Origin of the sequence: Streptomyces sp. NPDC048106 (assembly GCF_040706415.1) — a bacterium.
Taxonomy (GTDB): Bacteria; Actinomycetota; Actinomycetes; order Streptomycetales; family Streptomycetaceae; genus Streptomyces.
In genome coordinates this window covers 26026-38291 of record NZ_JBEZND010000051.1, presented here as the reverse complement: position 1 = coordinate 38291, position 12266 = coordinate 26026, and the positions used below count along the sequence as shown (strand labels likewise).

Here is a 12266-nt window from a genome sequence, read left to right as displayed (position 1 = left end):
CTCCCGCCGGGTCATCCGGTCCCGTGTGTCACGCCCCCAGCCAGGCCGCCAGGCGCACCGGGTCCGCGCGGCGGCCGGTCGTCGCCTCCAGCGCGTCCTGGACGGCGCGGGCGCGCTCCGGGTGGTGCAGGAGCAGGGCGGCGGCGCCCCGGTGGGCCGGGTCGGCCGCGAGGGCGCGGCCGAGGCCGGGCCAGGCGGAGACGGGTGCCCCCTTGGCGGACAGCCGGGCGGCGAACGCGTCGCGGGCGTCGGCGTGTTCGCCGCGGAGCAGGAGCACCTCGGCCGGGTCGGCGCCGTCGACGCCTCCGGGGTGCTGCCAGGAACCGCCGGGGTCGCTGAGGTGGTGGCGGGCCAGGACCGCCGTGCTGTCCGAGAAGCGGACCTCGCTGTCCGGGACCAGGAGGGGCTCCGCGGCGAGCGCCGACGGCGACCTGGGGGCGCCCTGCCGCCAGGCTCGCACCGCTTCCTCGACGGCTTTCGCCGGGGGGCGCAGATGGTGGGCCCGCCAGCGGGCCTGGTGGTCGGCCGCGGCCTCCTCGGCCAGGCGCAGCGGGGTCTCGGGGACCTGGTCGGTCATCCAGTCGGCGCAGCGTTCGGTGAGCCGTTCGACCACGTACCGGCCGAGCGGGGTGAGCCGTTCGTGGCCGCGGACGGCGTTCAGCGTGGCCCACACCTGGGTGCGCCAGAGCGCGAACTCGAAGTGGGCGAGGGGGGCGTAGGCCGGGTCGGCGGTGTGCCGGTGGGCGCGCCAGAAGCGGGTCACGCCGAGGAAGGCGTAGATGCCCTGGAGCAGTCCGCCGAGCGGGCGGGGGTCGTCACGCCAGGGGGCGTAGAGCAGGGTCTCGGGCGTCGCGGGGTCCGCCGGTGCCTCGCTCAGCGGTTCCAGGTGCATCAGGCCGCCGAGCTTGGTGTGCTGGAACTCGTGCACGAGGGTCGCGGCGAGCTGGGCGACGTCGTCCGGCCGGGACGCGGTGACGCCGCCGAAGGCGTCACCGGCCGTGCTGCTATGCGGCCGAAACCTTTCTCTCACGGGGGTCGGCGCCACCGACATCAGGCCCCGGCGCATCGCCTCGGCGCTCTCCGGATCGTCGCGGAGCAGCACCTCCCAGGCCCCGGCGAGCGACGACTCCCAGTAGGCCGCCTCCGCCGGGGACAGCAGGCTGGGCTCGCTCGGACGGGGGAACGTGCGGTAGGGGTCCAGTTCCTCCAGCACCAGGGGCTTCGCCTGTTCCCCGGCCCCCAGCGTCGTCCGGCGCACGGGGATCCAGTCCCGCTCGCGCCGGTCCGGGTCGGCGGGGACCTCCACGACGCCGGCCGCGCCGGTGACGCGCAGCCGCCCGGCACGCCCCGTGACCCGGGCGGTGCCCCACGGCTCGGGGTCCGCCAGCACCGCGCAGCCCAGCGTGGGCAGCGGCACCAGGCCGCGGCGGGCCGGAACGGTGATGTCGAAGTCCAGTCCGGCCCGTGCCGCCGCGGCGGCGGCGAGGGCGGCGAGGTGCCCCATGACCACCCGGTCCGGCGCGTCCTCGTAGACCCGGCCTCGGATCCGGCGCACCGCGAGCGACACCCACATGCCGGTGTTCGGGGACATCAGCAGGTCCTCGCACACCTCGGGAGCGTGTCGCTGGGCGCGTTCCAGCAGGTCCCAGCCGTGTGCGAACGCGTCCATGCCGTCCGGGTCCGCGCTGTCCGGAAAGGCTCCGTTGCGCAGCGCGCGCAGCAGCAGGAGCCGGCGGCTGCGCTCCGCGTGCAGCAGTTCCGCTATGACCGCGCCGTCGCCCTCACCGCACGCGAGGGCGCGCAGACCGGCGGCCGAGAGCCGGTGGTACGGCAGATGTTCCCCCGTCGTCGTGGCATCAGCGGCCACGTGTCCCCCACAGCACCCTGCTGATCACCTCGTCGCTCAGTCGAAGCGGGACGGGCTGTATGACACCGTGATGGCCTGCGGGCCGTCGATGTGATGCAGCAGTTGCTCCAGGGACTCGGTGAACGTCTCGCCGTCCATGGAGCGCAGCGCTTCGAGGGAGATGCCCGAGAGATCGACGAGACCGGACTCGACGGCAGGCATCGGATGCTCCACGGATGCCAAGTCCCCTCCCGTGTCTACCAGTTATGCATTATCGGTGCCTCGACCAGCATGACCCAGCACCGCACCGGCCGCAACCCTGTGGCCTTCCGGCGCCGCGAGATCGAGTCAGCCGCGGTACCGGGCGAGCCGGGCGGCCGCGCCGTCCACCCGGTCCACTTCGGGCGAGGGTCCCTCCAGCAGCCGTACGGCCTCCAGGAGTTGGTCGAGGGTGCCCGGATAGCGCAGGCAGGTGCGGACGATGCCGTAGACGTCCATGCGCAGCCGGGGGTCACGGGGGCTGTTGGCCGCGACGCGGTCGCTGATGCTGTCCAGCACGAGGCCCATGCCGTTACCGCTGCGCAGTGCCGGCACGGCGGTCAACGCCTCGACCAGTTCCGCGAGTTCGCGCAGCGGCAGGTCGGAGGGCAGCCCCGCCAGCCCGCCGGCCGGGCGGCGCCCCGCGGCCCCGTCGGCGATGCCGAGCGCGTCGCGCGGCGGCAGGCCGGCACCCCGCCGGAACCTCTCCAGCTCCGCCGCGGTGAGCGAGTCGTACCACCGCTCCACCCGGCGGGCCGCGAGCCTGCCCAGTCCGTCGGCCCGGTGATGGGCGCTGACCATGCCGATCACCGCGCCCCCGCACCACACGGCCGCGCCCGACATGCCTTCCCAGGGGGAGCGGTGCGGCTCGGGGTCGGCGGGCGGCGCGGCGAGGGCCAGTTCCAGGGTGCCCTCGCGCAGGTTGGACAGGACCGAGACGGTGCCGGTGACGTGGCAGGAGTCCCGGTACCGACCCGGCGCGTCCTCGTCCTCGCGCAGCTTGAAGCGCGGGAAGCCCATCGCGCTGAAGGACAGCACCACGTCCGCGTCGGGCACGACGGCGTAGCGCGGCGGTTCGACGCCGGTGCGGTCCGCGGGCACGCGCTCGAGCTCCAGCAGCGCGACGTCGGCGGCCACGGACGACAGCACGACCCGTGCGGGAGCGCTCCACTCCCCCGGCCGGTCCGCGTCGAACCGTACCCGCACGGAGGTGGCCTCCGCGACGACATGAGCGGCCGTCAGCACACAGCCGTCCCCGACCCGGTACCCGGACCCCCGCCGCGCCGGTGTCCCCGCCACCAGGACCTCGGCCACCCGCGCCGCGTCCAGCCCCTCTTCCCCCGGTCCCCTCACACCCGTCCTCTACCCCCCGTGCCCCAGGGGTACGCGGCGCCCGGGGCCGCCGGGAGAACGATCGAGGGGCGGCACCGGATTTCTCCGGTGCCGCCCCTCTGATCCGACTCTCTCAAGTCGGGACGACAGGATTTGAACCTGCGACCCCTTGACCCCCAGTCAAGTGCGCTACCAAGCTGCGCCACGTCCCGGTGCCGTTTGACCTGGGGTTTCCCCGGTCACAACGTGCAAGGAAACAATACCGCACTCGGCTCGGTGATCGCGCACGTCTTCCGGGGTTGACCTCAAGTTCGGTCGAGGTCGCAGGCTGTCGTACATGACGATCACAGCGGACGACCACCGCCTCCACGAGTACGCCGACCTGCCCGGGCTGATGAGCCTGATGACGGGGGACGAGAAGCACGGCCCGGCGGCCACCTCCACGCTCGACGTGCTGTGGGTGCTCTACGACCGGGTGCTGCGCGTCACGCCGGAGCGGGCGGCGGATCCGGGCCGGGACCGGTTCCTGCTGAGCAAGGGACACGGTCCGATGGCGTACTACGCGGTACTGGCCGCCAAGGGCTTCCTGCCGGTCGGCTGGCTGCCGGGGTTCGGCGGGTACGACTCCCCGCTCGGGCACCACCCGGACCGGGTGCTGGTGCCGGGGGCCGAGATCGGCAGCGGCTCCCTCGGGCACGGGCTGCCCCTCGGCGTGGGGACCGCGCTGGGGCTGCGGGCCCAGGGCCGCACCGAGCCGGCGGTCTGGGTGCTGACCGGGGACGCCGAGCTGGACGAGGGCAGCAACCACGAGGCCATCGCCTTCGCCGGGCCCGCCGGGCTGGACCGGCTGCACACCGTGGTGGTGGACAACGCCTCCGCCAGCCACGCCCGGCCCGGCGGGATCGCCGCCCGGTTCGAGGCCGCCGGCTGGTCGGCGGTGACCGTCGACGGGCGCGACCACGCGGCCCTGTACGAGGCGTTCACCGCGCCGCATCCGGGGCGGCCGCATGTGGTCGTGGCCCGGGTCGAGCCGAAGAACGCCTGAAGAACGCCCCGCTTTCCCTCGCACTTTCCTCACGCTCCGAAAGGGCGGCAATCCCATGGACACCATGCGTGACCGTTTCGCTCCCGTCGTCTCCCGGCTCCTGGACGAGGACCCGCGGGTCGCCGTGGTCCTCGCCGAGGTCGGCAAGGACGCCCTCCGCGAGGCGAGCGCCCGGCATCCCGACCGGGTGATCAACGTCGGCATCCGCGAGCAGCTCCTGGTGGGGGCGGCGGCCGGAATGGCGCTGACCGGGCTGCGGCCTGTCGTGCACACCTTCGCCAGCTTTCTGGTGGAGCGGCCGTTCGAGCAGGTCAAGCTGGACTTCGGGCATCAGGACACGGGGGCGGTGCTGGTCAGCGCGGCCGCCTCCTTCGACTGGCCGGCCGGCGGGTTCACGCATATGGCGCCGGGCGATGTGGCGCTGCTGGACACCCTGGACGGCTGGACCGTCCATGTGCCGGGCCACCCCGACGAGGCCGGGACCCTGCTGCGCCACGCGGTCGCCGCGGGCGACGACCGGGTCTACGTACGGCTGTCCGCGCAGTCCAACCGGCAGGCGCGGCCGGTGGACGGCGAGCGGTTCGTGACCGTGCGGGAAGGGCGTGCCGGTGTGGTGATCGCGGTGGGCCCGCTGCTGGACGCGGCGCTCGACGCGACGGAGGGCATGGACGTGACCGTGCTCTACGCGACGACCGTACGACCGTTCGACGCGGCCGGGCTGCGCAGGGCGGCCGGGGCGGCGGGGACGGAGGTGGTGGTGGCCGAACCGTATCTCGCGGGCACGTCGACCGCCGCGGTGAACGACGCCCTCGCGGACCTCCCGCACCGGGTCCTCGGCCTCGGCGTCGGCCGCCGGGAGCTGCGGCGCTACGGCACGGTCGAGGAGCATGCCGCCGCGCACGGCCTGGACGCGCGGGGGCTGCGGGAGCGGATCGGGGGGTTCCTGGGGGCGGGCGCCGGGGTGTGAGTCCCGGCGCCGGATCGCGGGCGGCGTCAGCCCGGTGCCGGGGCGGCGTCGGCGCGTACCAGGCCGCGTATCGCGGGGACGGCGAGGAGGAGGACGACCACGGCGAGGCTGGTCACGGCGGCGACCAGCAGGACGTGGCCGGCGCCCAGCACACCGGCGGCGGGGCCCGCGACGGCCTGGCCGACCGGCATCATGGCGAGGGAGCCCGCGACGTCGTAGGCGTGGATGCGGTTGAGGGCCTCGGCGGGCACCTGGGTCTGTACGCTCGTCGCCCACATCACGCCCCAGAAGGACATCCCGGCCCCCGCGAGCGCCGCGCCCGCCGCCATGGCCGGCACGCCGAGGCCGAGACCGACGGCCCCCGGGAACGTGAAGTAGACGCACAGGGACAGCGCGCCCGCCCGGAGCATCCGGCGGGGACGCAGCCGGAGGGCGAGCAGGCCGCCGACGACGGTGCCGGCGCCGAGGGCCGAGTTGACCAGGCCGTAGGCGCGCGGGCCGTGGTGCTGGACCACCTCGGTGGCCACCAGGGGGACGGTCGGGCCGTTCACCGCGATCATGTACAGACACCAGATGGCGATCACGGACCACAGCCAGGTCCGGGACCTGAACTCCCGCCAGCCCTTGCCCAGATCGGCCCGGAAGGCGCGCAGGCCGCGACCGGTGGCGGCGCGCGCGTCCGGGGGCAGCGGCGGCAGCCGGAGCAGCAGCAGGCACAGGGCGCTGACCGCGTACGTCCCGGCGTGCGCGGCGAACACACCGCCGGGCGAGGCGAAACCGACGAGGACACCGGCGACGGCCGGGCCGGCGAGCTGGGCGGCGGACTCGGCGATGCGGATCGCGCCGTTGGCGCCCTGGACGTCGGCGGCGAGCTGCGGAACCGTGCTGGCCACGCCGGGCTGGAACACGGCGGCGGCCACCCCGTTGACGAAGCCGATGGCGCAGAGCTCCCACAGCGCCACGTGCCCGGCGAAGAACAGCCCCGCGGCGAGGGACTGGGTGCAGACCCGCACCAGGTCGGCGCCGATCATCAACCGGCGGGTGCTGAACCGGTCGGCGATCACCCCGCCGAAGACGACCAGCCCGCCGAAGGCCGCGGTCGACGCCGCCATGGCCAGTCCCACCGCGCCCGCGCCGTACCCGTGTTCGAGCAGCCCGGCGGCCAGCGCCACCGGCAGCATGGTGTCCCCGAGCCGCGCGACGGCCCGGGCCACGAAGAACAGACCGAAGTCACGCGACCAGACACTCCGGGCCCGGGTGCTCCGTGGCCGCACGCTCCACCGGCCCACCGCCCCGGCGCCCGGCTCCCCGCCCGGCCCCGCGTCCGGACGCCCCGCGCGCCCATCGCCACGCCGCGCGTCCGGCTCGGCTCCCCGCCCACCGCCGCGCCGCACGTCCGACCGCACGCCCGCCCCGGCCCCGCGCCCCGCGTCGGCCGGTGTGCCCGCCCCTCGGGCCGCGCGCCGCGCCCCCGGCTCCCCGGCCCCTCCCGCCGCCCCCGGGCCGGCCTCTCGTCTCCCGTCACCCCGCGCACCCCCGGTGGCACCATCCCCGCCCGGCCCCGCCCCAGTCATCCCCGCTCTCCCTCCTAGGAACCGCGCGAGATCATGCCACTCCCCCTCCCCCGGTCACCGGGATTTTCACCGGCTGGGCGGCGTCCCCAACTCCGGGTGGGATTCCAGGAGTCGGGGCGGGGCGGCCTGGCGCCAGGAGTCGGCGAGGATGTCCCGGAGCTCCGCCTCGTCCTCAAGTTCCGCCAGCCGCGCTCTGATCCAGGCGAACTGGGCCTCGTGCCCGGCGATCCAGAACTTCTCCGGCTCGGCCAGCACCAGTTCGTCCCGCTCCTCCTTCGGACAGCGCACGGCGACGGACGTCTCGTCCTCCGGCAGCGTCGCGAACATCTTCCCGGCCACGCGGAAGGTGGGCATGTTCCAGGCGGTCTTCTCCGCGGTGTCCGGGAAGGACAGCGCGATCCGGCGTACGTCTTCGGCATCCGTCATGCCACGGACCGTAGCGCCGGCCACTGACAATCCCGGGCGCCCGGAGCGGTGAGCGTCGGCCCGCGGATCCGCTACGCCGCGCTCACGTCCGGGCCGCCGCCCCCAGCGCCGCCAGCACCGGCCTGATCAGCGGATGCCCCTCCGCGCCCCGGCGCACCGCGGCGAAGACGCGGCGGGTGGGGGCCACGCCGTCGACCGGGCGGACGATCACGTCGGTGAGGTCCATGCCGCGCAGGGCGGAGCGGGGGACGAGGGCGACGCCCGCGTCGGCGGAGGCGAGGGCGACGACGGCACGGAAATCGTCGGAGGAGTGTTCGAGGCGGGGCTGGAACCCGGCGCTCTCGCAGGCGAGGACGACGACGTCATGGCAGGGATTGCCGGGGTAGGGCCCGATCCAGGTGTCCTTGGCCAGCTCGGCGAGCGGGACCTCGGCCGAGTCCGCGAGGCGGTGGCCGACGGGGACGACGGCGTCGAACGGCTCCGCGTAGAGCGGGACATGGGTCAGCCGGGGGTCGTCCGCGGCCGGTGCGCCCCGGTACTCGACGGCCACCGCCACGTCCACCTGCCGGTCCAGCACCATCGGCAGGCTGGCGTCGCCCTCGGCGTCCCGCACCCGGATGCGGATGCCGGGCGCGGTGTGGGCGAGGCGGGCCACCGCCGGGGCCACGACCTGGGCGATGCCGGTCGCGAAGGCCGCCACGGTGACCGTGCCTGCCTCGCCCGAGCCGTACGCCGCGAGTTCCGCCTCGGCGCGTTCCAACTGGGCGAGGACCGCGTTGGTGTGGCTGAGCAGGATCTCGCCGGCCGGAGTGAGCCGTACGCCCTTGGCACCCCGGTCGACCAGCCGGTGGCCGGTCTCCTGCTCCAGGGCCGTCAGCTGCTGGGAGACGGCCGAGGGGGTGAGATAGAGCGCGGCGGCCGCCGCGGTGACCGTGCGGTGGTCGGCCACCGCACGGAGGATGTGGAGCCGCCGTGCCTCGATCATGCCCCCGATTATCCCAGGCGGTATCCCCTGGTCAGGCCGCCAGCTCCGCGCGCGCCGCGACGAAGGCGGCCACCGCGCGGTCGACGTCCTCGGTGGAGTGCGCGGCGGAGAGCTGGACGCGGATGCGGGCCTGGCCCTGCGGGACGACCGGGAAGGAGAAGCCGATCACGTACACGCCCCGCTCCAGCAGCAGCTCGGCCATGCGGCCGGCCTGCGCCGCGTCGCCGATCATCACGGGGGCGATGGCGTGGTCGCCGGGGAGGATGTCGAAGCCCTCCTCGATCATCCGGGACCGGAACAGCGCGGTGTTCTCGGCCAGCCGTACCCGCAGGTCGTCGGCCGACTCCAGCAGGTCGAGGACCTTGAGGGAGGCCGCCGCGATCACCGGGGCGAGGGTGTTGGAGAACAGGTACGGGCGCGAGCGCTGGCGCAGCAGGGCGACGATCTCGGCGCGGGCGGCGACATAGCCGCCGGAGGCGCCGCCGAGGGCCTTGCCGAGGGTGCCGGTGAGGATGTCCACGCGGTCCATGACGCCGTGCAGCTCGGGGGTGCCGCGGCCGGAGGGGCCGACGAAGCCGACGGCGTGCGAGTCGTCCACCATGACCATCGCGTCGTAGCGGTCGGCGAGGTCGCAGATCTCGCTCAGCGGGGCGACATAGCCGTCCATGGAGAACACGCCGTCGGTGACGATCAGCCGGCGGCGCGCGCCGGACGCCTCCTTCAGCTTCGCCTCCAGGTCGGCGAGGTCGCGGTTGGCGTAGCGGTAGCGGCGGGCCTTGGACAGCCGGATGCCGTCGATGATGGAGGCGTGGTTGAGGGCGTCGGAGATCACCGCGTCCTCCTCGCCGAGCAGGGTCTCGAAGACACCGCCGTTGGCGTCGAAGCAGGAGGAGTAGAGGATCGTGTCCTCCTGGCCGAGGAACGCGGACAGGCGCGCCTCCAGCTCCTTGTGCACCTCCTGGGTGCCGCAGATGAAGCGCACCGAGGCCATGCCGTAGCCCCAGCGGTCCAGGGCCTCGTGGGCGGCGGCGATCACCTCGGGGTGGTCGGCGAGGCCGAGGTAGTTGTTGGCGCAGAAGTTGAGGACCTCGCCGGGGCGGCCGCCGGCGGTGACCTCGACGGTCGCGGACTGCGGGCTGCCGATGACCCGCTCGGGCTTGTGCAGGCCGGCGGCGCGGATCTCGTCGAGGGTGGTGCGCAGGTCGTCGCGGACGGTGTCGAACATGACAGAAGCTCCTAGGAAAAGCGGGTGACTTACGCGGTCCAGTCGAGGATGACCTTGCCGCCCTTGCCGCTCGCGGCGTCCGCGAAGGCCGCCTCGAAGTCGCGGTAGCCGTACCGGCCGGTGATCACGGGGGCGAGGTCGAGGCCGCCCTCCAGCAGCACCGACATCGCGTACCAGGTCTCGAACATCTCCCGGCCGTAGATGCCCTTGATGGTGATCATCGAGGTGACGACGCGGGCCCAGTCGACGGGGAACTCCTGGGACGGCAGGCCGAGCATGGCGATCCGGCCGCCGTGCGTCATGTTGGCGATCATGTCGCGCATGGCCTCGGGCCTGCCGGACATCTCCAGGCCGATGTCGAAGCCCTCGCGCAGTCCCAGCTCCCGCTGTCCGTCGGCGATCGTGGCCTCGGCAACGTTCAGGGCGAGGCTGACGCCGATCTTGCGGGCCAGGTCCAGGCGCTCCTCGCTGACGTCGGTGATGACGACGTTGCGGGCGCCCGCGTGCCGGGCGACGGCGGCGGCCATGAGGCCGATCGGGCCCGCGCCGGTGATCAGGACGTCCTCGCCGACCAGCGGGAAGGACAGGGCGGTGTGCACGGCGTTGCCGAACGGGTCGAAGATCGCGGCGACGTCGAGGTCGACCGGGACGCGGTGCACCCACACGTTGGACGCGGGCAGGGCGACGTACTCGGCGAACGCGCCGTCGCGGCCGACGCCGAGGCCGACGGTGGCCCGGCACAGATGCCGGCGCCCGGCCAGGCAGTTGCGGCACTTGCCGCACACCAGGTGCCCCTCGCCGCTGACCCGGTCGCCGATCCGGACGTCGGTGACGCCCCGGCCGACCTCCACGACCTCGCCGACGAACTCGTGTCCGACCACCAGCGGGGTGCTGATCGCCTGCCGCGCCCAGCCGTCCCAGGCCCAGATGTGCAGGTCGGTGCCGCAAATACCGGTCCGCAGGACCTTGATCAGTACGTCGGCGGGCCCTATCGCGGGCTCGGGGACGTCCGTCAGCCAGAGTCCGGGCTCCGCCTTGTCCTTGACCAGCGCCTTCACGCGTGCGGCTCCTGTTGGGTGAGGTCCCGGACGCGGGCATGCCGAAGGCGCCCGCACCGGGTCAGAGGGGTGGAATCACCCTGCAATCTGCCGTATGCGCGGGGCCGGGGTCCATCGAGCTTTTCTTAACCGCCGCCTCAGCTTTCCTTCACGCCCCGTCCGTCACACGAGCCGATCGTCAGATGGGCAGCCCGTCCCGCGCGCTGCGTTCGATGCGGACGACGAGATCGGCGGCGAGCGCCTTGATGGTCTCCAGCCCTTCCCTGCCCCAGGCGCGGGGCCCGGTGTCGGCGGCGCACACGGTGCCGAGCGCCATGCCGGTGCCGTCGAGGAGCGGGGCGCCGAGGTAGGAGCGGATGCCGTACTCGTCCACGACGGGGTTGCCCGCGAACCGGGGATAGTCGCGGACGTCCTCCAGCACCAGGGCCTTGCGGCGGACCACCACATGGGGGCAGAACCCGTGGTCGCGGGGGAGTGTCCGGCCCCACTCCGCCCTGCTGCCGTCCTCCCGCAGGACCGGCGCGACGGCCGGGGCGCGCAGGCCGGCGAAGAGCTGCCGGTCCTCGCCGACGAAGTTGACCATGGCGTAGGGCGCGGCGGTGAGGTGGGCGAGATGGTCCGCGAAGGCGTCGAGCGCGGGGTCGGGGCGTTCTCCGAGGCCGAGCGCCCGCAGCCGCCGGACGCGGGCGGGGGCCTCCTTGTCCTCGGGGGTGAGCAGCAGACCGCGGACCGGCCGGGGCGGCTCGTAGCTCATGGCCGGGCTCCGTCGCTGTGCGGGTGCCTCATCTGGGGAACTCCGTGGGCGGTTGGGCGGGATCACCGGTGCGCGGCGCCGTGGCTCGGCGCGGGCTCCGGGGTGTGGGCGAGCAGGTGGCGGACGAGGGCGAGCAGGGTCTGCACGCCGGAGCTGGAGATCCGGGCGTCGCAGCGCACGACCGGGACCTCGGGATCGAGGTCGATGGCGGCGCGCACCTCCTCGGTGTCGTAGCGGTGGCCCCCGTCGAACTCGTTGACGGCGACGACGAAGCCGAGTCCGCGCTCCTCGAAGAAGTCCACGGCGGCGAAGCAGTCCTGGAGCCGGCGGGTGTCGGCGAGGATCACCGCGCCGAGCGCGCCCTCGGACAGCTCGTCCCACATGAACCAGAACCGCTCCTGCCCGGGGGTGCCGAACAGGTACAGCACATGGTCCGGATCGAGGGAGATCCGGCCGAAGTCCATGGCGACCGTGGTCTCCATCTTGTTCTCGATGCCTTCGAGGCTGTCGGTCTCGGCACCGACCGTGGTGAGCAGCTCCTCCGTGCTCAGCGGGGCGATCTCGCTGACCGCGCCCACGAAGGTGGTCTTGCCGACTCCGAACCCGCCCGCCACGAGGATCTTGAGCGCGGTGGGGAAGGGGTCAGAGCTGTCGTCGTAGTCCATCGAGCACTGCCTCCAGCAGGGACCGGTCGGTGGGAGTGTGGTGGAACGCGGGGGGCTTGGTGGTCAGCGCCCCGCAGTCGACCAGGTCCGCGAGCAGGACCTTGGTGACCACCGCGGGCAGTTTCAGGTGCGCGGCGACCTCGGCGACCGAGACCGGTGCCCGGCACAGGTCGAGCGCCTGGGCGTGCTCGGGGCCGAGGTAGCCGAGCGGGGTGACCCCGGTGGCCATCACCTGCGAGATCAGATCGAGCGCGACGGTGGGCTCGGTGCGGCCGTCGCTGACCGTGAAGGGACGCACGAGCCGGCCGGCCGCGTCGTCCAGCCAGGGTCCGTCGCCGGCCGCGGCCACG

General features: G+C 74.1%; 13 protein-coding genes and 1 tRNA gene. 2 read left to right on the top strand and 12 right to left on the bottom strand.

What is annotated here, in order from left to right; genetic code table 11:
• Positions 1-28 precede the first annotated feature (28 nt).
• The 4 genes from AB0927_RS35400 to AB0927_RS35385 all read right to left on the bottom strand — a co-directional run bounded on the left by AB0927_RS35400 (position 29) and on the right by AB0927_RS35385 (position 3429).
• Complete coding sequence (locus tag AB0927_RS35400; RefSeq protein ID WP_366671928.1) at positions 29-1867, bottom strand: HEXXH motif domain-containing protein; 1839 nt, start codon at positions 1865-1867, stop codon at positions 29-31.
• Between the two features lie 36 nt (positions 1868-1903).
• Positions 1904-2068: a hypothetical protein gene (locus AB0927_RS35395; protein ID WP_366671927.1), complete on the bottom strand. Its 165-nt coding sequence runs from the start codon at positions 2066-2068 to the stop codon at positions 1904-1906.
• Between the two features lie 126 nt (positions 2069-2194).
• The gene (locus tag AB0927_RS35390; protein ID WP_366671926.1) at positions 2195-3238 is read right to left on the bottom strand and encodes a trypsin-like peptidase domain-containing protein; all 1044 of its coding nucleotides are present in this window, start codon (positions 3236-3238) and stop codon (positions 2195-2197) included.
• A gap of 117 nt (positions 3239-3355) precedes the next feature.
• Positions 3356-3429, bottom strand: a tRNA-Pro gene (locus tag AB0927_RS35385).
• Positions 3430-3554: 125 nt separating this feature from the next.
• Between AB0927_RS35385 and AB0927_RS35380 the strand changes: the two genes are divergently transcribed.
• Both AB0927_RS35380 and AB0927_RS35375 read left to right on the top strand, forming a co-directional pair.
• Positions 3555-4262, top strand: a complete 708-nt coding sequence (locus AB0927_RS35380) for a transketolase (RefSeq protein WP_366671925.1) — start codon at positions 3555-3557, stop codon at positions 4260-4262.
• 55 nt (positions 4263-4317) lie between these two features.
• On the top strand, positions 4318-5229 hold the full coding sequence (locus AB0927_RS35375; protein WP_366671924.1) for a transketolase C-terminal domain-containing protein: 912 nt from the start codon (positions 4318-4320) through the stop codon (positions 5227-5229).
• Between the two features lie 26 nt (positions 5230-5255).
• On the opposite strand, the gene AB0927_RS35370 is transcribed toward AB0927_RS35375, so the two are convergent.
• The 8 genes from AB0927_RS35370 to AB0927_RS35335 form a co-directional block, all read right to left on the bottom strand.
• A complete protein-coding gene (locus tag AB0927_RS35370) occupies positions 5256-6518 on the bottom strand; it encodes an MFS transporter (RefSeq protein WP_366671923.1) in 1263 nt (420 codons plus the stop codon).
• Positions 6519-6869: 351 nt separating this feature from the next.
• Complete coding sequence (locus AB0927_RS35365; RefSeq protein WP_366671922.1) at positions 6870-7229, bottom strand: MmcQ/YjbR family DNA-binding protein; 360 nt, start codon at positions 7227-7229, stop codon at positions 6870-6872.
• 82 nt (positions 7230-7311) lie between these two features.
• The gene (locus AB0927_RS35360; protein ID WP_366671921.1) at positions 7312-8214 is read right to left on the bottom strand and encodes a LysR family transcriptional regulator; all 903 of its coding nucleotides are present in this window, start codon (positions 8212-8214) and stop codon (positions 7312-7314) included.
• Positions 8215-8245: 31 nt separating this feature from the next.
• Positions 8246-9439 (bottom strand): glycine C-acetyltransferase, encoded by a 1194-nt coding sequence (locus AB0927_RS35355; protein ID WP_366671919.1) that lies wholly within the window; start codon positions 9437-9439, stop codon positions 8246-8248.
• Positions 9440-9468: 29 nt separating this feature from the next.
• A complete protein-coding gene (tdh, locus tag AB0927_RS35350; protein WP_366671918.1) occupies positions 9469-10497 on the bottom strand; it encodes an L-threonine 3-dehydrogenase in 1029 nt (342 codons plus the stop codon).
• A 178-nt stretch (positions 10498-10675) separates the two neighbouring features.
• Positions 10676-11251, bottom strand: coding sequence for a GAF domain-containing protein (locus AB0927_RS35345; RefSeq protein ID WP_366671917.1), 576 nt, complete (start codon positions 11249-11251; stop codon positions 10676-10678).
• 62 nt (positions 11252-11313) lie between these two features.
• Positions 11314-11916: an ATP/GTP-binding protein gene (locus tag AB0927_RS35340; RefSeq protein WP_366671916.1), complete on the bottom strand. Its 603-nt coding sequence runs from the start codon at positions 11914-11916 to the stop codon at positions 11314-11316.
• The gene (locus AB0927_RS35335; RefSeq protein WP_366671915.1) at positions 11894-12265 is read right to left on the bottom strand and encodes a DUF742 domain-containing protein; all 372 of its coding nucleotides are present in this window, start codon (positions 12263-12265) and stop codon (positions 11894-11896) included. Before AB0927_RS35335 ends, AB0927_RS35340 begins: the two co-directional genes overlap by 23 nt.
• Position 12266: the final 1 nt, after the last annotated feature.

Coding starts and splice junctions, on each gene's coding strand:
- AB0927_RS35395 (WP_366671927.1), bottom strand. CDS start 2,068: ATGCCTGCCGTCGAGTCCGGTCTCGTCGATCTCTCGGGCATCTCCCTC.
- AB0927_RS35380 (WP_366671925.1), top strand. CDS start 3,555: ATGACGATCACAGCGGACGACCACCGCCTCCACGAGTACGCCGACCTG.
- AB0927_RS35375 (WP_366671924.1), top strand. CDS start 4,318: ATGGACACCATGCGTGACCGTTTCGCTCCCGTCGTCTCCCGGCTCCTG.
- AB0927_RS35365 (WP_366671922.1), bottom strand. CDS start 7,229: ATGACGGATGCCGAAGACGTACGCCGGATCGCGCTGTCCTTCCCGGAC.
- AB0927_RS35360 (WP_366671921.1), bottom strand. CDS start 8,214: ATGATCGAGGCACGGCGGCTCCACATCCTCCGTGCGGTGGCCGACCAC.
- AB0927_RS35355 (WP_366671919.1), bottom strand. CDS start 9,439: ATGTTCGACACCGTCCGCGACGACCTGCGCACCACCCTCGACGAGATC.
- AB0927_RS35345 (WP_366671917.1), bottom strand. CDS start 11,251: ATGAGCTACGAGCCGCCCCGGCCGGTCCGCGGTCTGCTGCTCACCCCC.
- AB0927_RS35340 (WP_366671916.1), bottom strand. CDS start 11,916: ATGGACTACGACGACAGCTCTGACCCCTTCCCCACCGCGCTCAAGATC.